Genomic DNA, 22,063 nt, shown 5'->3' with positions numbered 1-22,063 from the left:
TCGATGAATTTTCCATAAGGATTTGGCAGCAGCGGCACTCTAAAGCAGTAACAGGGATTCACCAAGGATTACCAATCACCGTAAACGCCGCCCAATAGTAGGGATGCGACAGCTCACGACTGCTAATATCCAGGCTGGCAGACGGAAGGTTTAACCCTTCAATTCCCTCCAGTCCACGCAACTGTCCATCTTCCAGATACACCTCACCTCGCGCCATCGCAATTTGTGCTTGCCGTAGGGCTTCTGCCTTAATGGGAGCAGTGCTTAGCGATTGATAGAAGCCTGTCATCAAAGCGGCTGTTCCAGCATCACTGACATACCAGAGACTTGCAACCGCAGTTTTTACTCCTGTTTGAACGGCTAGTCCGGCAAAACCCAGTTCTGCCTGTTCATCTCCCAGGGCAGTCCGGCAAGCACTCAGCACCAGCATTTCTACAGCGGGGTCATTCCAGCCAAGCTGCCGCACCTGATCCATTCGCAGCTTGTCATTCCAAAGCTGAATGTAGGAGTCGTTGACTAGACCACCTACAAAGTCGGCATGGGTTGCCATGTGAATGATGCCAAAGGGCTGCTCGGTGCGGATTTGTTGCAGATTGGCGATCGTAGCGTTGTCGTTGAGAAAAATTCTGCCGCGCCAGAGGTTCAGCACAACGGTGGAAAGCTCGACGGGCACAGCGGGCAATGGGGTTTGCCCCTGGGTGCTCTCAGAAACGCCCATTGCCAGCATTTGAGCATCTTTAATATCGACATAGCGAGTATCGGTCAGGCTCAGACTAGGCATTAAACCGACGCTGTACTGTTCGATCAGGAATTGCTCACCGTTGTGCAGGGCGGAAAAGGGGAGCGATCGCAATCCTACATCTGGCAAAAACACCAGATTGTTGATTTCCTGAGCCTGCAAATCGGGTTGAATTGGGGCAACGAGCCACTGATAAAGCTGTTGAGCCGAGGTCAGATAGCTTGTGCTGCGGGTACGGCGAGGGTTGGTCACTTCCCCGCGAAATGTCTGGGCAGCAGCTAAAACTTGAGCGCGAGTAGCTTCTGGGACTCGCCTGCGCGTTAGTCCTGTTTTGGTAATCACTACTAGTTCCAGCTGGTCGCTGTCTTGAGGGGTATAGTTCCCAGGCAACAAACTCAGCGACTCGGGCACAAAACTGACGTAGATAAACGCGGGTTTGGCTCCCGTTGCGTCTTCAATCTCCTGCAAGATTTCCTTTGCTTCGTCGAGCGACCGAATTCGAGTATTTTCCAATCCCAAGTAGTTTTCAAACTCCTGGGTAAAGTTTTCTTCCAGGGGGGCGATCGCCGTGTCAATTGTAACGGGCGATCGGCTGACAATTTCTGGGGTTGGGTTGGGAGGGTTGCGGGGAAGGAGTTCCCCTTCGTTAAAGGGTGGAGGAGTGGGCGTGGGCGTAGGGGTTGGAGTCGGGGTGGGCGTGGGCGTGGGGGTTGGAGTCGGAGTTGGAGTCGGGGTAGGGGTGGGCGTGGGGGTTGGAGTCGGGGTAGGCGTGGGTTCAGAAGTGAGTACTTGGATATTACCCAGCACGAATTCGGTGCCAATGATAGGTGAATTGGCGGCAGTTAAGGTTGATTCGCCTGTGGTAATGGCACCCGCAGTGCCATTGGTAGGGTTAGCAGTGCCGATGGTGAAAGGAGTTTCGGTTCTACCGCCATCGTGCTGAATGCTGATAGAGCCACCCCCCCCTAAGCCTGACGTGGAAATGCTGGCGTTGATTTCATTGCGATCGCTAAAACTACCCAGCACCCGAAACAGCCGCCCCGCAGTAATGTTTACCGTTCCGCCTGTTCCCTCAAAGCCTTGAGCGTTAATTGTATTCACCCGAATCGCACGGACTGCATTCAGCGTCACGTCGCCGCCATCGCCGCCGCTGGAGGTATCGATATTGCCAAGCAGCAGGTTTGCACCGGAAATGACTAAGTCACTGCTGTTCGTATCGAGCGTATCATTCAAGTTCATGGAGAAGGTGCCTACGCCATCTCCATCGGCATCTGCTCGAAACTGAATCGTGCCCAATTCAAAGGTGCCAAGGCTGAACAGGGTAAGAACACCGTCTGAAAGCGACTCGATCGTAATGTCATTGGTTGCTTCTAGCTGAAGATTGCCAGAGGCGGCTGCATTTTCTATTGCTGTTTCAGAAATGGTGAACGATTCATTGGGATTGCCATCACCCGCTAGGACTACGCTATCACCCAGCAGTTGAGCATCATCGTCAGCGCCATTGCCTGCCACAATTGTGATGTTTAACGGGTCGAGCAGCAAAGTGCCGACTTGCCCATTAGCCGCGCTGGTGTTGACAGTACCTCTAAAAATCAGGTTTTCGTGACCCGATACTTCCACAAAGCCACCATCGCCCGAATCTCCCCCCTGAGCGCTGATGCTGCCGTGAAATGCAGCAGTATCATTTGCCCAAACAATGACTCGACCACTATTTCCGCTCTCCTCGGCATTGGCGTTGATCACAGAGTCACGATCAATCAGAGTGCGTGAGGCAGTAGGGATGCTGCCTTGCCCCTGATAGTCGCCGCCGATCAGTACGGTGCCACCGCCACTGCCAGAAGCATCTACGTTGGCTTCTATCAGTCCGACGACATCGCCCAGGACTTGAACCGTGCCGCCAGGTTGACCGGGAGCAGTTGAGGAAACGTCTAGGCTACCGGAGGCGATCGCCACTCCTGCCTGATTGGGAATTTGAATACCAGAGCCAACTAGCTCAACTTCTCCATTGCCATTGAGCCGCAGCCCAGTTGCATTGCTGGCACTTCCACCCGTGAGCAGTTCTGGTAGCGAAGCAGTTGGCAGCGTCCATGAGGTAGGTTCACCAGACTGAGGATTAGCCGTGACAGGTTCGATTTCAATGCTCAGCAAATGACCCGCTTGACTCAGCCGTACCCGATTTGCACCAGAAACTGCGGTAAGCGTGATTTGTCCCGCAGGTGCAGCAAGTTCTCCTGTATTGGTGACAGTGCCGCCTAACAGGGTCAGGGAATGCCCTTCAGGAACGCTGAGGTTGCCTGCATTAGCGATCGCCCCCGGTTCCGTCATGGTGAAAGCAAACTGAGTTGGCGCACCGGTCAAACTGGTGTAATCATTTGCTCCTGAGCCGTTAAACCAGCCTTGCTCAAACCCAATTGCGTTGGCGGTTGTGGCGGTAAACGAGGCAGGTACATCCAACCGTGCATTGGCACCAAATAGGATTCCAGCAGGATTCATCAGATACAGGTTTGAGTCGCCACCCGTGACCTGAAGCAAGCCGTTGATTAAAGAAGGATCGCCACCTACCACCCGTGCCAGGATGTTTTGAATTGTTGAGTCAGAGCGAAATAGGGCAATTTCGTTGGGGCTCAGCCCAAACCGCTCAAAGCTCTGGAATAAATTGGCACCATCTTCTGAAAGCTGCCCGCCGCGAATAATGTAGCGATCGCCATTAATCCTAACGCGAGTCCCTGTCCCGTCATTGGCAGGCACGATAGACTGAGCTGCGGCTGGGGTAGCCACTGTGCCGACAATGAGCAGCGTTCCTACAGCAAACGTTCCTACAGCAAAAGCAACAGAGGGGAGAGGAAAGGCGATCGCACCACCCCGTGTATGTTCCGGACCAGAAGACAGCGAAACACCCGGCGTAGAAGAAATCATAGCGGTGCCTGAATGCTGAGTAACCGTTACTACAAAATACGCCAGCCCTGATTAAGATCAGAGCTGGCGATATCAAAACTTAATTCGGTTACAGGTCCAAGCTCAAGTTGGGAGGATTTTGAGCTTGAGAGCGATCTGTCTACTCGCGATATCCAGTACCAGTTGTACCAGTTGTACCACTTGCGACATCTGGCTCTCGATAAACTTCAGTGGTCTTGCGTTTGCGGAACAGATTTGCTACGCCAATCAATCCGAGTAAACCCAACCAGCCCCAATTGTTTGCGTCATCACTACTCTCTTGCAAAGGAGTGGTGTCTAGAGTGGGATTGTTTGATTCGGTTTGAGCGAGCGCAGATGGGACAACGGGCACTAGAACTAGGCTGGCTGCTAAGATACCAGCTTTCATAATCTTAGAAAAGTTCATGCTTTTCATATTCACTTCCTTCATTTAGAGTGCAAATTTCTATCAAAAAAATTTTCAACTGTCCTGATGGCGGCGGGTCTTAGGAATGTTCTAAGACCCTTATTCTCTTATCAGTCCAATTCTTACCGCCTAATCTAGATTAGTAGCGTGTAGAAGAAGTCCGGCTTACTTCGTCAGGTTCGCGGTAACGGGTAGTGTGATCATCATCTTTGCGAGCCAAACCAGCCAAGCCGATCAGACCCAACAGACCCAGCCAACCCCAGTCAAAGTCGCGATCGCCTTCCACTTCCGTCTCAGTGCCTTCCACTTCCGTCTCAGTGGTTGTTGTGGTGCCATCAACCGCAGGAGCATCTTGCGCAAAGCTAGGCGCACCTACAGACAACACAGTCAGGCTCAGTCCTAGTGCACTGGCTCCAGCCAATTTGGCGAAATTGGAAAGTTTCATAGTTAAGTATCCTCGCTAATTCTCATTTGTTAAGGAGATCTGGCAGTGCAACGACTGCACGTGTTCAATCAGTTGTTGACGGCTTGTTAAATCGTTTGTTTTAGCTATTCAACAACCATGTCTCTACAGTATTCGTTTGTCTTCAAGACTTGAATCAACCTAGAGCGATAAACCCGGATCAAGCCTAGTCATCCTGCAGAGATAGAGGATTAGCAGAGACGAATCTATTCCAACCTTTTCAATAGAATCAGCCTTAGAAGAATCAATCGACTTAATTTCAATTCTTGTACATTCAAAAAGCCGAAACCTTTGATTCACTGAAGTTTTGGCTTTAAATAAAAATGAGAAACGAATTTAGAAATATTAGAAATACTGGGGTTCTATTCTAGAAATAGGAAGCTTTGGGTTAAGACTTTGAAAAGACATAAAAACAGATATTCTCAGAAAATACACATTTCTAAACATTCTTTGGTTGCGGACTAATCTACGAATTCTATAGATTCTTACAGCAGCCTCAAATCGGTTGTAAGTGGAACCAAGAAGTAGGAGAAATATAGCTGTGGGCAGCCCCTATGAAATTAGAGTTTTTTCGATGCGGCGGTCAGGAATCAGCCCCATGAGTGCAACTAAAACGTACAGCAAGCAAGCGAGCCTTGAGTTCTACTACTGCGGTCGATAGGGCGCAATCTGACACACACGCAGCAGGTTTACTATTCTAGGTTTGGACGTTATCTCACAGCATGAACTGATTAGCGCATGGCAGGACACAGTAAGTGGGCAAATATTAAGCGGCAAAAAGCCAGAGTAGATGCGGTGAAGGGCAAAACCTTTGCCAAGATCTCGCGGGAGATTATTGTGGCAGCCCGGAGCGGAGTGCCTGACCCTGATGGTAATTTTCAGCTTCGCACGGCAATTGAGAAAGCAAAAGCGGCTGGAATTCCCAATGACAATATCGAACGGGCGATCGCTAAAGGCTCCGGCAAGCTAGGCGCAGATGCAGATGCGCTGGAGGCAATTCGCTATGAGGGGTATGGGCCGGGTGGCGTAGCTGTCTTGATCGAAGCATTTACCGACAACCGCAACCGCACTGCCGCCGACCTCAGGGCCGCCTTTAACAAAGCAGGCGGCAACTTGGGAGAAACGGGCTGTGTCGGCTGGATGTTTGAGCAGAAGGGCGTTGTCACCCTGGTTGGGGAAATTGATGAGGATGAGTTGCTAGAAGCATCGCTGGAAGGCGGAGCAGAATCCTACGAACTGGTTGAGGTCGATGAAGCAGCGGGAGCTGAGGTCTTCACGGAACCCATCAACCTGGAAACCCTGAGCCAAGTTTTACAGGAAAAGGGCTACAAAATTCAGCAGACCGAACTGCGCTGGATTCCGCAAAATTCTGTAGAAGTGACTGACTCTGATCAGGCGCGATCGCTGCTCAAACTAATGGATGCGCTAGAAGACCTGGATGACGTGCAGTCTGTCAACGCTAACTTTGATATGGCAGATGAACTCATGTCAGTCAGCATGGTCTAACGGTTCATCAGCGATAACCCCTAGCCCGACTGATTCCAATAAATTGCGCCAACGGGCTGCCGCTGCTTCGTCTTCAGGATTGGTGCGGCGCTGCTCGGCGATCGCAGACAGAGCATCATGCCAGAGTCCGGCAGCAGCATAAATGGAGGGGCGATCGCTCTCTGCTGCTTCATCGATTTCAGCTGCCAGATCAGGGGCAGGCTCAACTCGATGAAGCCAGCCTTCGGTGTAGAGGTCGGCTGAGCGATCGGCTGAATCGCAAATCAAAGAGAAAGACCAGCGGTATAGCGCATCCACCTCTAAGGGCAGCATTCCAGCGTGAGCGGGTAATGCTAGGCTAACAATTCCCGCTTCACCGGTAATCTGTAATATAGTGCGATAGATCTCGTTGTCTGCCTCGTCAAACAAGACCAGCTCTATTGCCTCTGCTTGATTTGGGGGAACCCGCCAGAACAGTGTCGGATAGCCTGATAGCGTTCTTCCGTAGTTATCTATCGGCATCAAGGCAACCAGTTGCGAGTCATCCAGTTGTGAGTGATCGATGCAGTTACCGCTGCCCCTTGTACCACCTGCCTCACGCCGACCCGGCAACCCTGGTGCAGGTGGGGTATATCCTCCAGGTGCAGGTCGAGCAGATGGGCTCTCCAGTTCAAAACTGGGCTGGTCGGTTGGGGGTGCGTCTGTCCCAGACGGACTCCCGAAGTCTCCTGCCCGTGTGCCGCCATCCCCTAAACGCTGAGGTAACCCCCGCTCTGGTGGAACGTACTGCTGCGCCAAGGCTGACGGCAAACCGCTATTGAGCAATAGCCCTAATGTCGTCAGGTAAGCCGCAATGCGAATAAGTCGAGGGCGATCGCAGTGCATAGGGAACACCGAATAAGGAACTGTAGAGGGTTAGGGGCTAATGCCCAGATTGCTGCTGACAGGCTGGCTGCTGACCTGCTCACAGCAGGGGACGAATGGCTGATCTGCCACTTTTGCTAGCTCCACCGAGTCAAGCAGAGTTCTCCAGCCTCTCATGAAACTGGCGTTTTGAGGATTGGCGCGACGCAGCTCGGCGAGGGATGTAAGCGCATCGTGCCAGATGCCAGCGGACGCATAGATAGTGGGGCGATCGCGGAGCGAGGCTGTTTCCAACCGGGACAGTAGGGCTGCCTCTGGCTCAACCCGTTGAATCCAGCCCTCCGTGTAAGGATCGCCCGATCGGTCGACATCATCACAAACCAAGGAGAAGTACCAGTGATAGTCCTTCCCGACTTCTAGGGGTGGCATCCCGGCATTTTCAGGCAGGCTCAGGCTAATCACCCCTGATGCACCCGTTACCTGAAACCGGGTGCGATATAGCTCATTGTCGTTCTCATCTAACAGCACAAACTCCGCTGCTTCGGGCTGCACATCAGGAATGTACCAAAAAAAAGTTGGATACTCCGCAATCGTTTTACCAAAGTTAGTGTCAGGCATGAGGGCCGTCAGACGCTGGCTGCTGCTGAGGCAATCCCCACGAGTGCCCCCTCCTTCACGACGACCAGGCAAGCCACGCTGAGGAGGAATGTACTCTTGAGCTAGGGTCACTGTGGGCAGGGCAGCTAGCCATATTCCTACCGCCAGCATGAGAGAAACAGGGAAACGGTTAAGCAAAAAAAGGGGGCGATGCATGACTCTTACTTCTCAGAACGGTTTTGTTGGCTTATCGGTGTTTTGAGCAGTCTGGATCAAGTCGGTAGGACGCATTGAGTGCGCATGGATAGAGCCACTGGCAATGCTAGCGAGTTTATTCGCTCTGGGCAGTAGTGCAGCACTGAGCAAAGGCAGCTTCAGCGATGTGATTGAGTCCAACCGAGTTGAGTAGAGTTGACCACTGAGTTGTAAAAGTTTGGCTGGTGGGTGTAGTATGCAGCGCAACTAGGCTGGCGAATGCGTCATACCAGATGCCTGACTGGGCATAGAGGGCAGGAAGTTCTGCTGGAGTGGCATTTGCCAGGGCAGTTTCTAGGGCAGCGGTAGGTTCAACGCGCTGAATCCAGCCGTCCATGACGCGATCGCCAGAACGATCGCCTAAGTTGCAGGTTAAGCCAAAGCTCCACTGATATGGTTTGCCAGGTTCCAGAGCAGACGCGCTATCAGCAGGCAGCGTGACGCTAACCACATTAGCGCTGTGACTTGGTTGAAAGGTGGTGCTGTAGACTTCGTTACCTTGCTCATCCAAAAGCATAAAGTCGGCTGCTACGGCTTTCTCGGCGTAAAGCTGAGGAATGTAGAAGAAAAAAGTAGGGCGTTCTGAAGTGGTGTAGCCAAAATTTTCAGCCGGAGTCAGAGCAGTAGGCAATTCTTCTACCGATGACTGGGAGGAGGATTGGGTTGGGTTGGCTACCGCTAACTCATTCCAGCAGCCGCGGGTACCCCCTCCTTCTCGCCGTCCTGGTAAACCCACATCTGGAGGGTTGTATTCCTGGGCGATCGCCATCAAAGGAAATCCTCCCACTACTAAGCCGAGTGAAAAAGCACAACAAATCGTGACGAAGATTGGACGAATTTTAGAATTCAGATTTAATCGGTACATGCTAATTCCATCCTATGAACACACAGGGATCGTTTGATGCAGATGGTTTGTTCGAAAAATAAAGATTGATAATGACTGAAGCGATCGCCACAGAGTTGATTCACACTCCCAGTTGATAAAGTTGGGGCTACAACTTGGAGACGGTGCAACGTCTGGGCTGTGAGGATTTGCCTAGCCTTCCGAATTAATGGATAGCGGTTTAATAGGTGACTCAACAACGGCCTCGACGACTCACTATATTTATATCTGCCCCCGTCTGAGCATCAGAACTAGTACGGAGGTGCTTGTTCTATAGATTCAGAGTATTTGCTTTTGTTTCCGTACTAATTTCATCCGTCTCATTCACCTAACTGAGGGTATCAGCAGCGATAACCGTCTTATGGCTCCGATTCCTATTTAAACGCGGATGTTTTAAGTTTCCGGTTTAGCCCGATGAAGATTAGATAAACCAAATACCTATTTTCCTGCTAAGGCTGAGCAGCGATCGCCCCTCTAACCAGAACGATGGTGCGATCCCCATAGCGGGCGATCGCCTCTGGAATATTGCCCTTAATTGCCTGCTGTAACAAGCCCTCGCGACTTGCTCCTAGCACAATCACATCGCAGGCATCTCTGACCGCCAGATGCAGGATGGCTTCTGGGACTGAATGTCCCCAGGCTGGGCAAGCCACCACAGGATAATGTACTTGGCTGCTCAGTTGTTCTACCGCCTGATGCAGCAGCACATTATCTTCCGCCGAATCTATTGAATTAAATACCTGACAAATTTCGACCGTAGGGGAAGGGCTAAGTGTCGTTAGTGCTGGCAACAGCCGCAAAGCCTGCTGGGAGTTTGGTCCGCCTGCAATTGGCACCAGCCAGTGGTCAAAAGTTCCAGCCTTGCTGAGCTTGATCACCACAACATCGCAGGCAGCCTGTCGCACAACCGTATCTACTGCACTGCCAAACACCCGCCCCGGCGTAGCGGTAGTTCCCTTCCAGCCCATCAAAATCAGGTCGATGTGACGCTCCTTAATCGTCTCCAGCATTGCCTGCGCTGCATCATGGGCAACCCGAATTTGAGTATGAATCGGAATTTGCCAATCTCGCCCCAGTTGTTCAGTTTGGCGCAGTAAGCGGCGACTGGTGGTTGTCCTGACCATTGTTTCTGCTGGAGAACTGCCGCGCGGCACGATAATCACTTGTAGGCATTCCAGCTCATAATCGCGATCGCGAGCAATGGTTGACGCAATTTTAAGCAGCAACGGAGCCGTTTGGGGATTACTCAACGGTACTAGTAGCCGCCCCTTGCCAGTAGCGGGCGATCGCGTCTGATAGACCACATAGGAAGGTTCTGGCTGCGGACCAAACTGCCGGGTTTCGCCATTAAGCTGGTCAGACTCCGCCCGAATAATGTCAGCGCGAGTGATGATGCCAACCAGCTTAGGACCTTCGGTCACCGGTAAGCGGCTGAGCTTAAACCGATTTAGCAAATAGAGCACATGGGTGAGCGGATCAGACGGGCTAACCGTGACAGGCTGAGGGGTCATGATATCTGACAGAGTCGCTTCCTCTAGGGCAGAGGGACGACGGGATGGGTCTGCCAGATCGCTCTGGGTGACAATTCCCACTAGCCTGCCATCATCGACAACCGGAAAACCGCGATGGTGCGATCGCGAAAAAGCCTGCACTGCCTCGCTCAGCTTCATCTGGCTAGATAATGTCTCAACCCGCCGCTGCATTAGCGTGGCTGCAGTTAGGTCAGCCCACGGACCAGTATTTGCCGTCACCGTTTCTAGGTGAATGCCATTCCAAGCTAAGAGGCGGCTATAAAGCGATCCCCCAGCCAGGCGATCGGCAATTAGGTAGGCGATTACAGAGCCGATCATCAGCGGCAGCACCAGATTAAAGTCTGTCGTGATTTCAAAAACGATGACAATCGCCGTAATCGGTCCTCGTGTAATGGCGCTAAAAAAAGCACCCATTCCTGCTAACGCATAGGTGCTGGCAGGACTGACCCCAACGGGAATTCCTAAGGGAACCCCAATCAGCGTTTCTAACCCCTGGGCCGAGAATCCCACCAAATATCCCAAGGCTGACCCCAGGATCAACGAGGGCGCAAAAAGTCCTCCAGGGGCTCCAGAGCCGTAAGCGACTAGCGTCAGGACAAACTTCACCCAGAAAACCAGCAGCGTCACCTGCCAACCCGCCGCTCCAGTACTCAAAAAATCTTGCAGTCCTGTGTCATCTCGCACTGCGGGAGGTAGGAGCATTCCGACCAGTCCAGTAATCAATCCAGCCAGACCAACCTTCAAGGGCAATCCCAAGTGCAGGGTACGGCGGTAAAAGCTCAAACTGACAAAAATGCCCTGGCTAAACAAAGCGCCTAGCAACCCGGCTAGCAGCCCCAGAACCAGAAAAAAGGGAATGTCTTGCAGCGAAAAACTGACCTGGGACTCAGCAGCCGTGACGATCGAATTGAGGCTGAGTCCTTGTCCACCTAGGAGCCGAGAGACAACGGCTCCAATAAACGAAGCGAGAATGGCAGTGCCCAGCGTTAACCCAGAAAAATCTTGCAGGAATTCCTCCACCACAAACAGCACTCCGGCGATCGGGGCATTAAAGCCAGCCGCCAGTCCAGCCGCCGCTCCTGCGGCCAAAAGCTGCCTGCGATATTCGGGTGAAGTAGGAATCCACTGGCTCAGTTGAGCTGCAAGTGCTGCACCAATCTGCACAGTTGGACCTTGACGACCCAGACTTAACCCTGACCCCAGCGCCAAGGTGACGCTGATTAGCTTGACGATCGCCACTCGCAGGTTAAGCGGAATGGGAAAATTTGCTAGTGCCGCTTTTACCTGTGGAATTCCACTACCTGCGGCTTCTGGGGCTAGACGCTCGATCAGTAAACCCGTTAAACATCCGCCTCCAAGACCCACCAGAGGCAGCGTCCAGAGAAACTGATTGGAAAGGTCAATTCGCCAACCGCCCAGCCAGCTAATTCCTTGCTTGAGCAAAACGGCTGCCAAACCGGAGACGAGTCCAATGACGCAGGCTTCAAAGATAGCGAGACGCTTTGACCCGACCAAAATCTGTCGGAATTGTCTGGGAACGGAAAGATGCCACATCGGCGGGTAGATGAAGGACTGCAAGGGAAGAACGAGAGATGCTGGAAAATTTAATTTTCCTTAAGCTTGCGGATCAGAAACTTCGCACAGCTTGTATACATATCAAAGAGGCAAATTTTCATAAAAACACTCTACCTTCTGTTATTTTTGTTTACCTTATTTGATTACGAGTTGATTTCAACTGTTTTAGAGAGCTTGTATTAAGAGTTTAGAGGGGTTTACTACCTGGGTTGCTACCGGATCTTGAGATGTTTAGAGTGTTCTTTAATCAGTAGAAACTTTACGGCTCGAAAGTCTATCTTGACCTGAGCGGTTGGGAGACAAATTTGCTCAGGTGGGGGCATCTGACTCGTAGTTATCGCTTCAGTGGTGGTTTGGGGTGCTGAAATCACTGAAAGAGTCGCTGTGAGCTGTTCGCAAGTTTCACAGAAGCTGATTGTGTTCCTTGTTGTCACCAATAATTGCAGCCGATGGCAGCACGATTGCTTGATGAATCTGCCAGACTTACGGCCTTGTTTCGGTATCGGATTTTAGATACTGAACCAGAGGCTACGTTTGATGCGATCGCCCGTCTGGCGACTCAAATCTGCCAGGTGCCGATCGCCATGGTCAATTTTCTGGTGGACAATTACTATTGGTCAAAGTCAAGCATCGGGCTAGAGTTGCCCGTTAGCCTGGAGCAATCGTTTTGTGCTCATGTGATTCAGCAAGCAGGGATGCTGATCGTACCTGACATGCTGGCAGATGAGCGGTTCAGGCTACATCCGCTGGTAGCTGGGCATCCTCACATTCGGTTTTATGCAGGTGTGCCGCTGATTACTCCAGAAGGGCTGCCGATCGGCACCTTATGCGTCATGGACTGGGACGTGCGATCGCTCAGTCTAGAGCAACAAGAATCTTTGCAAACCTTGAGCCAGCAGGTTGTTGCTCAACTGGAACTGCGGCGCAAGTCAGTAGAGCTAGAGGAAGCGATCGCCAACCAAACTCAAATCGAAAAGACCGGCGAAACTCGTTCTAAGCGCAAACTGGCTCGCCTGCTGACCAGCATTACGGATGCTTTCTTCACGCTCGACCATAATTGGCGGTTTACCTATCTCAATCCTCAGGTTGAAAAGGCGCTGTTTAGAACTCGAAGTGAACTGTTAGGGCGACGCATTTGGGATGTGTTTCCCGAAACAGTCGGCTCCGTATTTGAGCAAGAATATCGGCGATCGATCGCCCAGCAAACTCCCGTACACTTCGAAGAATTCTACCCGCCTTTAGGAAGCTGGTTTGAGGTGAGGGCATTTCCTTATCAGGAAGGACTGTCCGTTTACTTTCGGGATGTGACGACGCGCAAACAGTCGGAGATGGACTTATTGCAGCGATCGCACCTGTCTGAGTTTATTGCTGCGATGGGGGTACTGCTGGCGCAAGGCGGGGCGCTATCCGAAATTTTGGGGCGCTGTACCGAAACCACGATGCAGTATCTTGATGCCACCTTCGTTCGCATCTGGACGTATAACGGTGAGGCAAAACTGCTAGAGCTACAGGCGATCGCCGGACAGCATTCCCACGTCGAAGATTTTTATAGCCGTATTCCTCTAAGTATTTCCATCATTGGCTTTATCGCTCAACTCCGTCAGCCTTACCTGACCAATGATGTGCAAAACGACGTATGCATCGGCGCACGCGACTGGGTGCAGCGCGAAAACCTAGTTAGTTTCGCAGGTTATCCCCTGATTGTTGAAGATCGTCTGGTCGGCGTAATGGCTTTGTTTTGTCGGCAACCGCTGAGCGAAGCGACCCTCAACACCCTCGGCTGGATCGCCAACAGCATTGCCGTGGCGATCGACCGTATCTGGGCGAGAGAAGCCTTGATGAGCCGCCGAGAAGCGTTGTTGTTTCGCCTGGCTAGTCAAATTCGGGAGTCGCTCAACCTGGATGTGATTTTGGGGACAACCGTAAGTGAGGTGCGATCGCTCTTGCAAATCGATCGCTGTCACTTTCTCTGGTGCTGGATGAACGACGATCGCCCCAGTCTGGTTGTCACCCACGAATCTTGCAGTTCTAATTTGCCTAGCCTGCTAGGAGACTGCCCACCGGAAGAGACTGTCCCCCTAGCGGTAAGCATCCTAAATCTACAGATGATTCGGATTGATGATGCTACCAAGGAGCTAGAAAGAGACGCCGAGGTACAAGAGCTACTCAATCGTGGCATTATGGCGCAACTGCTGGTGCCGCTAGAAACGCAATCTAACCAGCTAGGCGCGATTGTCTGTAGCCACAGTCGCGCTCATACCTGGAGCGATAGCGAAGTGGAGCTGCTCCACGCTGTAGTAGATCAGGTGGCGATCGCCATTGAGCAGGCAGAACTCTACGCCAAAACCCGCGCTGCCGCCTTTGCTGCTGAGACTCAAGCGAGACAACTGACCGAAGCTCTGCAAAACTTACAGCAAACCCAGTCTCAGCTGATTCAGACCGAGAAGATGTCGAGTCTAGGGCAAATGGTGGCAGGCATTGCCCACGAAATCAACAACCCCGTCAACTTCATTACGGGCAACCTAGTTCATGCCAACAATTACACCAAAGACCTGCTGCAACTGATTCAGCTTTATCAGCAGTACTATCCTGACCCAGCGCCCGAAGTTCAAGCTTTGATTCACACTATTGATATTGAATTTGTCGCGGATGACCTGCCCAAGCTGCTAGCCTCTATGCGAATCGGGGCAGATCGAATTCGTCAAATTGTGCTTTCTCTCCGCAACTTCTCGCGCCTAGACGAAGCTGCAATGAAGCCAGTCAACATTCACGAAGGCATCGATAGCACGTTGCTCATCCTACACAATCGGTTTAAGGCTTGCGGCAACAGTACGGGCATCCGGGTAATTAAGAAATATGGGGCACTGCCGCCCGTGGAATGTTACGCCGGACAGCTTAACCAGGTCTTTATGAATATTTTGAGCAATGCGATCGATGCTCTGGAAAGCCAGCCCGAACCTAAAACGATTACCATTCAAACCGAGTTTACTCCCGACTCACCAACGGTGACCAGGTTATCTGAATCCGGAGCTGAAATAATGCTGGGACAACCGATTGCGACTCAGACGACTTTGACTTCTAGCCTTGACATAGAACAAAACGTTCGGGGAATGGTCACAATCCGCATTCAAGACAACGGCGCAGGAATGACCCCCAATATTCAGGAGCGTCTGTTCGATCCCTTTTTCACCACCAAGCCCGTAGGTCAGGGAACGGGGCTAGGGATGTCGATTAGCTACCAAATCGTGGTGCAAAAACATGGTGGCAATCTTGAATGCCGCTCTGCCCCGGGTCAGGGTACAGAATTTATTATTCAAATTCCTTCTTCTCCCAGAAACTTCTTGTAAAGCGTGAATTGGTGTTAGACGTTTTCTGCGTCGAAGATTTTGTAACAGGTTTTACCAGATTCTTTAGCGCGGTGCATTGCGACATTGGCATAGTGCAACAGATCTTGCGGCTGATCGTAGCCGTTGCTGAGGGCAATCCCAATACTGGCAGTCACAAAAACCTCATGCCTGTTGAGCGTAAACGGCAGCATTAACCGTTGCTGAATACACTCAACGACCGAAGTAGCCTCACTGATATCGCTAATGTTGTCCAGCAGAATGGCAAATTCGTCATTCCCAAAATGACTGGCGGTATTACCGAGATGCAGGCAATTTTCTAACTCCTGAGCAAACTGACACAGCAGATGATCGCCTGCTGAGTGTCCCAGTTGGTCGTTGATCAGCTTGAACTGATCCAGGTCTAAAAACATCACTGCAAATAGACCGTTTTGCCGCTGCACTCGCTCAGCGGTGTAGGTTAACCGCTCAAGAAAAAGAGTGCGATTGGGCAATCCGGTCAGCCCATCGTGCAAGGCACTGTGCAACAGTTGAGTTTCTGTTTGCTTGCGGTTGGTAATGTCTCTGCTAAAGACAGCTACCCCCGTAATTAGCCCACTGCGATCGAAGATTGGATTAAAAGAAATATCAAGGTAAATAGAAATATCGTTCAAAAAATAATAGTGCTCAGCATCAAAGCGATCGCCCTTCAAAGCGCAGTTGTAATAGTCGATCCATAACGTTCGTTGCTCAGCAGGCAGGCAATCTATTGCATTCATTCCAGGAGCAAGTTCTACATCAAATGCAAGTAAAAACAGTTGCTTAAACGCCAAATTGAGCGTCAACACCGTGTAGTGTGAATCCACAGACCAGACAGCATCCTGAGTACTTTCAATTAAATTCAGTAGATTTGCTTCGTTTTGACGCAGTGCTTTTTCGGCTTTCTGAAGTCGCTCTACTTTCGCCTGCAAAAGCTGATTGATTTCCTCTAAGTCTGACATTTTTCTTGCCTCTGGATTTGCGATTGAATAGATAGCTCATTTGCAAGCCGATATTCCAAAGCTAAAAACCAAAGGTGAAGAAATTGGGAAGGAAGCTGAGATTTACTGGAGCTTCATGGAAGGCTGCCCTTTATAGCGCTGCGCCCATACTTTAGGACAAGTTTTTGTGTAGAAGCTCTCGCGCATTTCACGCAAAGACGTTTTAATCAAGGCACGTAGCGCCATACTTTTCCTAGCTTCCCCAATTCCCTTAACCAGGTGGACTAGTGAGGGCGATCGCGTCAGAATAAGGAAGGTATAACTACTTATTTGTTTGACTTAACTTGTTCGGCTTGATTGATTACGGTTTGATCAATGGTGTTAAATCCGCTTCCATCTCCGGCTTCGCTTGCCTCTGGTCGTAATTCGTCTCACCCGTTTGAACTTCAAACTGGGCTTCAAACTCATCGTTGCGATCGTCTCTCTGTAGACTATGACCTGGCGATCGTGGGTGGGGGAATTGTAGGGCTGACCCTAGCCTCTGCCCTCAAGCAAGCGGGGCTAAAGATCGCACTCATTGAAGCACAACCTCGGACTGCTGGACTGGAGCGGCGACGGGCATATCACATCACGCTGACCTCCAGCAAAATTTTTGCCGGGTTAGGACTCTGGGCGCAAATTCTGCCCCAGATCACCACTTTTCGCCAAATTCATCTTGCTGACGCTGACTATCCAGCAGCAGTGCAGTTTCAACCTCAAGATTTGGGGACTGAGGCACTGGGCTACGTGGCAGAACATCGGGTTTTGCTGCAAGCTCTACAGGAGAGCCTGGAAGATGCAGAACAGGTAAGCTGGCTCTCCCCGGCAGAGGTCTTGTCCGCAGACTATCAGCCCGATTGCGTTACACTGACCGTCTCGATGCAGGGAAAGGTTCAATCGATTAAAACGCGGCTGCTGGTCGCAGCCGATGGAACGCGATCGCCCATGCGCCAGCAGGCAGGCATTGGCACTCACGGGTGGCAATATTGGCAGTCGTGCATTACCGCAGTGATTCAACCTGAAAAGCCACACGGCAACATCGCCCGCGAACACTTTTGGGAAAGCGGCCCGTTTGCTACTCTGCCACTTCCCGATAACCGCTGTCAGATCGTTCTTACGGCTCCCCATGCTGAAGCAAAAGCCTTCATGAACCTGAGCAACGCTGAGTTTTTGGCAGAGCTAGACCGCCGCTATGATGGACAACTGGGACATCTGACCCTGGTGAGCGATCGCCTCCTATTCCCAGTGCAGCTGATGCATAGCGATCGCTATACACTTCCCCGCTTAGCGCTAATCGGGGATGCAGCCCATTGCTGCCATCCCGTCGGCGGGCAGGGGTTGAACATGGGAATTCGAGATGCGGCTGCCCTGGCTCAAGTTTTGCAAAGGGCGTATCAGCATGGCGAGGACATCGGCACGTTACGCGTCCTAAAACGCTACGAACGCTGGCGTTGGCTAGAAAATTTAACCATTCTCGGTTTCACTGACCTGCTCGATCGCTGTTTCTCAACCAACTGGGCACCTTTGCGGCTCAGTCGGCGATTAGGGTTGCGGGTCATGCGTGCTACCCGCCCCCTCAAATGGCTAGCACTCCGACTCATGACTGGATCAAGCGGACGCTTACCAGATCTAGCAAAACCTTCTTAACCATTTACTCCAGAGCACCAAAATTTTCAGATTTCCAATCCCCAATCCCCGCTATGATTTAACCTTGAGTTGATCTTTTACTTACCTCATTAAAGAGTCTCCAGAGCGATTCGGATATTCTAACGGGGGAAGTCAAGTCTATTAAGAATTTGGAAGTAGCGTTTCTGCACCACCATGTTCCCAGTCCTTGAAACTGTTATCAAAGGCGGCCCAGTTATGGTTCCTATTGTGGGATTGTCGGTCGCGACGATCGCCTGTGCACTTGAGCGCAGCTGGTTTTGGTATCAGCTCTTGAGCCAGGAAGACCGGATTGTACATGATGTGCTGGATGCAGCCCGCTACGATCTGAATGAGGCTGGAGCGATCGCTGAAAAAGCGCAAACTTTGCCTATTGGACGCTTCCTGCTAGCGCCTTTGCGACTGAGAAATCCCAGCCCTGAAACTTTTCGTCTAGCAATGGAAGCAACAGGCGATAAAGAATTTGTGCAAATGCGAAAGGGCGACAAGCTTTTAGAAACGGTGGTTGCCGTTGCACCGCTGCTGGGACTGTTGGGTACCGTGACGGGCTTGATTGGCACGTTCAACAACCTCAATATTGGCGGTGGCGGCACTACCCAGCAGGCAACCGCAGCCGCAGCCGGAATTGGGGAAGCGTTGATCACCACTGCGGCTGGAATGGTTGTGGCAATTTTGGCGTTAGCGGTTTTTCGGGTGATGGTATCGCTTCAGGCGCGGCAAATGGACTACTTTTCGGAAGTGGGTAATGAGCTTGAGCTAATCTATCGTCAGGTCTGGTATGAGCCTGCGATCGCCGATGAAAACTACGTCCCCGCTGCTGCTATGTCGGGTCGCCCTATCGCCGACGGCAACTAAGCTCTAAACTTCAGCTATGCGATTTAACCATCGTCGCCAAACTTCACAACTGATAGAAGTTGAGCTAACTCCCATGCTAAATTCGCAAACGCATTCTCTCAGAAGATCTGGTGCAAACCTACGTCAGAGCGCTGGATGAAGCAACTTCTAGAGTTGGAAGACGATTAGTGCAAAGGCCCATGAAGTCGATCATCTTGTGAACTAAATCAGGTTTAGTCACGACGAGAATTGTTGAGCCAGCTTCCAAGACCGTGCTGCCATTTGGAATGATCAAATCAGCACAGGAATGGCACTGGTAGCCAATCATCAATGAGCCTTTGGGGAAGCTGGGGTCTTGAGCAACGTGGGCAACGGTACGCCCGGTAATGTAGCAGTTAGCCGGAACCGGCAGTTTTAACACTTCTACCTGCCCCTGCTCAAAGTGCATCATCGACTCCACTTCGGGGTATTCGATCGCATTTGCCATTGTCGTGACAGCCAGGTCAATCGTGCTAATCACATGATTGGCTCCGGCGATGCGGTAAGGTTCAAAGAAATCCTGTTCGCTCATTCGCACGACGATGTGAGGCACCCCGTAGTGCTTAGAAAGCGTCACCATCGCTAGGTTCAAGGCATCGCTGCTGAGCGTTGCTGCGACTGCATCGGCTTTGCGAATTCCGGCTTCTAACAAGACCAAGGTGCTGACCGCGCTGCCCTCAAAGGCCATTACGCCAATTTTTTCACGGGCAAATTGGCATGTCAGAGGATCGGTGTCAATGATGGCAACGGTATGCCCCATTTCTAACAAGTTTTGAGCCAAGCGCAACCCCATCATGCCAGCGCCACCAATGAGGACATACATGTTGATTCATCTCCTAAACTTATTCTTTGTTCGACAGGGAAGGTTGGCGCAATTGTTGAATTAAAAGCTGAATTCCTAGAGCAATCAGTCCGAGGGCGGCGATCGCAAAAATTGCAGTCGCTAGTGTGCTTAAGCCAATGACCAATGTCCTCACTGCAACGGCAATGTTCGTTGCCGTCACGCTGCTCGTGGGCAAGGGTTTTGCGGCAAGCCCTTGAATGATCGCTTGGTTGAGCAGGTAGAGGAGAAAAGCAAGCCCCCCTGCAATGATCGCCCCCGTAAAGCAGCGCAACGGTGTAGGCGGAGTTTCACCCGCAGAGTTTTTATTTTGCTGAGAAGAATCTGGTGAAGGTAGGTCTGCCATAGTGCGTTTGTTATGTTCTACAAATGGTAGTTTTCAAATGATATCGAGCGAGAGCAAAAAAGATTTCGCCCTTACAATTTGCTACTCACCGGGTGTATCGGCGCAGCGTGAGGTAGACAGATTTTCTAACTTCCCCACAATTGTTGCCCGAATGCTACGCCCTCCGGGAATTCACAAGCTCAAACAATACGAATGCCGCCAGCCCTAAACTGCGCCACCCAGGTTTGTAAATCCGGATCAGGCAAAGCAGTCTGAATCTGCTGTTGCAAATGTTTTGCCTCTGCCTGTGACTCAGCCAGGGCAAAGACCGTTGGACCCGACCCTGACATCATTGTCCCTAACGGATTGAACTGCTGTATCGTTTCTCGCAACTGAGCCACCTGCGGGTGGGCGGGCAGGACGACTTTTTCCAAATCGTTGTGCAACAGCTTACCGATTTTGGAACTGTCATGATGCATAATCGCAGCCACAATTTCACCCGCATGGGCACGCTGCTTTGGCGTAGTCGATGTTCCGACAGCGGAACCCGTTGTGGAAACAGGGCTATAGGAATCGCCAAACTGTTTACGATAGGTCTGGTATGCCCAAACCGTCGAAACGCTAAGACTGCGGTACTTGGCTAGCACCGCATAAAGGGAGTTAATGCTGGGCAGCGGTGAAAGCTGTTCGCCTCGTCCGGTGGCGATCGCCGTCCCTCCTGCGATGCAAAACGGGACGTCTGACCCCAACTTTGCGGCCAAATCCTGTAGCTCGCCTTGAGTCAGTCCTAACCCCCAAATCAAGTCAAGTCCCACCAGCACAGCTGCGCCATTGGTCGAGCCACCCGCCAACCCAGCCCCAACCGGAATGTGCTTGTGAATCGTGATATTTACTCCGCCATACTGCTCAAATGCATTTGGGAACTCTGCTGCCATCAGCAAGGCCGCTTTGTAAGCCAAATTGCTCTCATCAGCAGGCACTTCGGGATGATCGCAGTGCAGCCGAAACTGATCGACTCCATTGGCATTGAGATCGATTCGATCTGCCAGATCAATTCCCTGGAGAACCATTGCCAGCTCATGATATCCATCAGGGCGATCGCCAATAATTTCCAGGTAAAGGTTGATTTTGGCAGGGGCAATCAGGGAGTAGGAGCGCATTGGAAGGATGAGGGATGAGGAGTAATACTAGTCTATTGTCTATCGCGATGGGTGACTAAAGACTAGTTGATTTGCGCTCTTGACCTCATACTGTATTCCTTGTGTGCCACTGACTAGAGTGTGTCATGGCTCGTAATGGAGCTGTTATGCTGCGATCGCCACGTCGAGCCGGATGAATCTTACAGAGCCCTGTTTAATGGCTGTTGAAGCTGTTGGAGTTCCTCAATTGACCGCCCTGTCACACGAGCAATAATTTCAATTGGCAGTCCTTCTCGCAACAAATTGTTAGCAATGTCTCTTTGCTTTCTTACCGCTGCTGCCTCTTGAATAGACTAATAGCTCACTGACTTCTGTATGGAGAAGTGTTCCTCAAGGAATCAGCAGGTATCGTCGCACATGGATGGCTTGTACAACTCGTGATACCCACCTGATTTTGGCTTAAATTTAACTAAATTCTGATACTTTGCTAAACACTCAACGGCATAACGTTCGCAATCACCGGACGCAGACAAACTTTGCAACTTAACCAACTATATTGTAAACGTTCCGGTGCAGTGCGATTGTTATGCGGTGTTTCTACTATGAGGTCCGACGGGGCCGACGCGTCCCTGGCTAACATGCCGCTTCACAAATCTTCTTCCCGCACCCGGACTTCATGCACGTCGCTCATTTCGATTCCTCTGCGAAAAGATCAAGAACCGCTCGCCATGCGCGCTCAGTGTGTTTTGGGTGATAGCCGACACCTGGCACGGTTGCTTGAACATGCGTGAGCCCTTCGGCCGGCGATCCATCCGAATTTGTCGGGCGAGCCCAAAAGGCGTGCTGGGCACCGCCATAGATGTTTACGCGCCAGTCAACCCCGGCATCCTGTAATGCGTGACCAAATGCGAGAAGTTGGTCGGGAGTACAGAGCGGGTCCTCGGAGCCAGTACAGAGGAGGATAGTGCTGTTTATATCGCGCCAGTCATGGGCATCAGGTTCCGGCAGTCCGGGATGAACGACCGCGACGGACTTGAAGGGTGTGCCTGTTTTCGCAAGCTCAAGGACGATATGGCCGCCAGCACCATAGCCGAGAGCCAAGAGCCGGTTGGCGTCAACATCAGGTGTCGCGAGGAGAACGTCCA

The 22,063-nt window shown here is 51.4% G+C and carries 17 protein-coding genes; 4 read left to right on the top strand and 13 right to left on the bottom strand.

Translation table 11 applies throughout. The features are described 5' to 3' along the window. Positions 1–58: 58 nt before the first annotated feature. From H6F93_RS16445 to H6F93_RS16435, 3 genes are all read right to left on the bottom strand, one after another. Positions 59–3,655 (bottom strand): CHAT domain-containing protein, encoded by a 3,597-nt coding sequence (locus tag H6F93_RS16445; RefSeq protein ID WP_190682785.1) that lies wholly within the window; start codon positions 3,653–3,655, stop codon positions 59–61. A 139-nt stretch (positions 3,656–3,794) separates the two neighbouring features. After that, the gene (locus H6F93_RS16440; RefSeq protein WP_199313769.1) at positions 3,795–4,079 is read right to left on the bottom strand and encodes a WGxxGxxG family protein; all 285 of its coding nucleotides are present in this window, start codon (positions 4,077–4,079) and stop codon (positions 3,795–3,797) included. A 139-nt stretch (positions 4,080–4,218) separates the two neighbouring features. Then, complete coding sequence (locus H6F93_RS16435; RefSeq protein WP_190642775.1) at positions 4,219–4,524, bottom strand: WGxxGxxG family protein; 306 nt, start codon at positions 4,522–4,524, stop codon at positions 4,219–4,221. A gap of 756 nt (positions 4,525–5,280) precedes the next feature. Between H6F93_RS16435 and H6F93_RS16430 the strand changes: the two genes are divergently transcribed. Beyond that, positions 5,281–6,048 carry a YebC/PmpR family DNA-binding transcriptional regulator gene (locus tag H6F93_RS16430; protein ID WP_190682779.1) on the top strand — a complete coding sequence of 256 codons (768 nt, stop codon included), beginning with the start codon at positions 5,281–5,283 and terminating at the stop codon, positions 6,046–6,048. On the opposite strand, the gene H6F93_RS16425 is transcribed toward H6F93_RS16430, so the two are convergent. From H6F93_RS16425 to H6F93_RS16410, 4 genes are all read right to left on the bottom strand, one after another. After that, a complete protein-coding gene (locus H6F93_RS16425) occupies positions 6,031–6,912 on the bottom strand; it encodes a DUF928 domain-containing protein (protein ID WP_242043495.1) in 882 nt (293 codons plus the stop codon). The genes H6F93_RS16430 and H6F93_RS16425 overlap by 18 nt on opposite strands. A gap of 30 nt (positions 6,913–6,942) precedes the next feature. Then, the gene (locus tag H6F93_RS16420; protein WP_190682774.1) at positions 6,943–7,704 is read right to left on the bottom strand and encodes a DUF928 domain-containing protein; all 762 of its coding nucleotides are present in this window, start codon (positions 7,702–7,704) and stop codon (positions 6,943–6,945) included. A gap of 115 nt (positions 7,705–7,819) precedes the next feature. After that, positions 7,820–8,608, bottom strand: coding sequence for a DUF928 domain-containing protein (locus H6F93_RS16415; RefSeq protein WP_190642771.1), 789 nt, complete (start codon positions 8,606–8,608; stop codon positions 7,820–7,822). A 467-nt stretch (positions 8,609–9,075) separates the two neighbouring features. Next, positions 9,076–11,712: a chloride channel protein gene (locus H6F93_RS16410; protein ID WP_190682833.1), complete on the bottom strand. Its 2,637-nt coding sequence runs from the start codon at positions 11,710–11,712 to the stop codon at positions 9,076–9,078. 470 nt (positions 11,713–12,182) lie between these two features. Between H6F93_RS16410 and H6F93_RS16405 the strand changes: the two genes are divergently transcribed. Beyond that, the gene (locus H6F93_RS16405; RefSeq protein WP_199313768.1) at positions 12,183–15,080 is read left to right on the top strand and encodes a GAF domain-containing protein; all 2,898 of its coding nucleotides are present in this window, start codon (positions 12,183–12,185) and stop codon (positions 15,078–15,080) included. 14 nt (positions 15,081–15,094) lie between these two features. On the opposite strand, the gene H6F93_RS16400 is transcribed toward H6F93_RS16405, so the two are convergent. After that, positions 15,095–16,057 carry a sensor domain-containing diguanylate cyclase gene (locus tag H6F93_RS16400; RefSeq protein WP_190682771.1) on the bottom strand — a complete coding sequence of 321 codons (963 nt, stop codon included), beginning with the start codon at positions 16,055–16,057 and terminating at the stop codon, positions 15,095–15,097. A gap of 354 nt (positions 16,058–16,411) precedes the next feature. On the opposite strand from H6F93_RS16400, the gene H6F93_RS16395 reads away from it, so the two are divergent. Together H6F93_RS16395 and H6F93_RS16390 are read left to right on the top strand one after the other, a co-directional pair. Then, positions 16,412–17,722, top strand: coding sequence for an FAD-dependent hydroxylase (locus H6F93_RS16395; protein ID WP_190682767.1), 1,311 nt, complete (start codon positions 16,412–16,414; stop codon positions 17,720–17,722). 216 nt (positions 17,723–17,938) lie between these two features. Beyond that, positions 17,939–18,595: a MotA/TolQ/ExbB proton channel family protein gene (locus H6F93_RS16390; RefSeq protein ID WP_347277311.1), complete on the top strand. Its 657-nt coding sequence runs from the start codon at positions 17,939–17,941 to the stop codon at positions 18,593–18,595. A 118-nt stretch (positions 18,596–18,713) separates the two neighbouring features. Here H6F93_RS16390 and H6F93_RS16385 read toward each other — a convergent pair whose 3' ends face one another. The 5 genes from H6F93_RS16385 to H6F93_RS16370 form a co-directional block, all read right to left on the bottom strand. Beyond that, positions 18,714–19,436 (bottom strand): potassium channel family protein, encoded by a 723-nt coding sequence (locus tag H6F93_RS16385; protein WP_190682762.1) that lies wholly within the window; start codon positions 19,434–19,436, stop codon positions 18,714–18,716. Between the two features lie 19 nt (positions 19,437–19,455). Next, a complete protein-coding gene (locus H6F93_RS16380; RefSeq protein ID WP_190642764.1) occupies positions 19,456–19,800 on the bottom strand; it encodes a DUF3082 domain-containing protein in 345 nt (114 codons plus the stop codon). Between the two features lie 179 nt (positions 19,801–19,979). Continuing rightward, positions 19,980–20,939: a 4-(cytidine 5'-diphospho)-2-C-methyl-D-erythritol kinase gene (gene ispE, locus H6F93_RS16375; RefSeq protein WP_190682760.1), complete on the bottom strand. Its 960-nt coding sequence runs from the start codon at positions 20,937–20,939 to the stop codon at positions 19,980–19,982. A 179-nt stretch (positions 20,940–21,118) separates the two neighbouring features. Continuing rightward, positions 21,119–21,232 carry a hypothetical protein gene (locus H6F93_RS35840; RefSeq protein ID WP_524537960.1) on the bottom strand — a complete coding sequence of 38 codons (114 nt, stop codon included), beginning with the start codon at positions 21,230–21,232 and terminating at the stop codon, positions 21,119–21,121. Positions 21,233–21,605: 373 nt separating this feature from the next. Beyond that, positions 21,606–22,063, bottom strand: a 458-nt coding sequence (locus H6F93_RS16370; protein ID WP_190682757.1) for a dienelactone hydrolase family protein, incomplete at its 5' end; no start/stop codon positions are given.

Source organism: Leptolyngbya sp. FACHB-671 (assembly GCF_014695745.1).
Lineage (GTDB): Bacteria > Cyanobacteriota > Cyanobacteriia > Elainellales > Elainellaceae > JAAUTN01.
The sequence above is the reverse complement of the archived record's forward strand: the minus strand, read 5'-3'. Positions and strand labels throughout refer to the sequence as shown.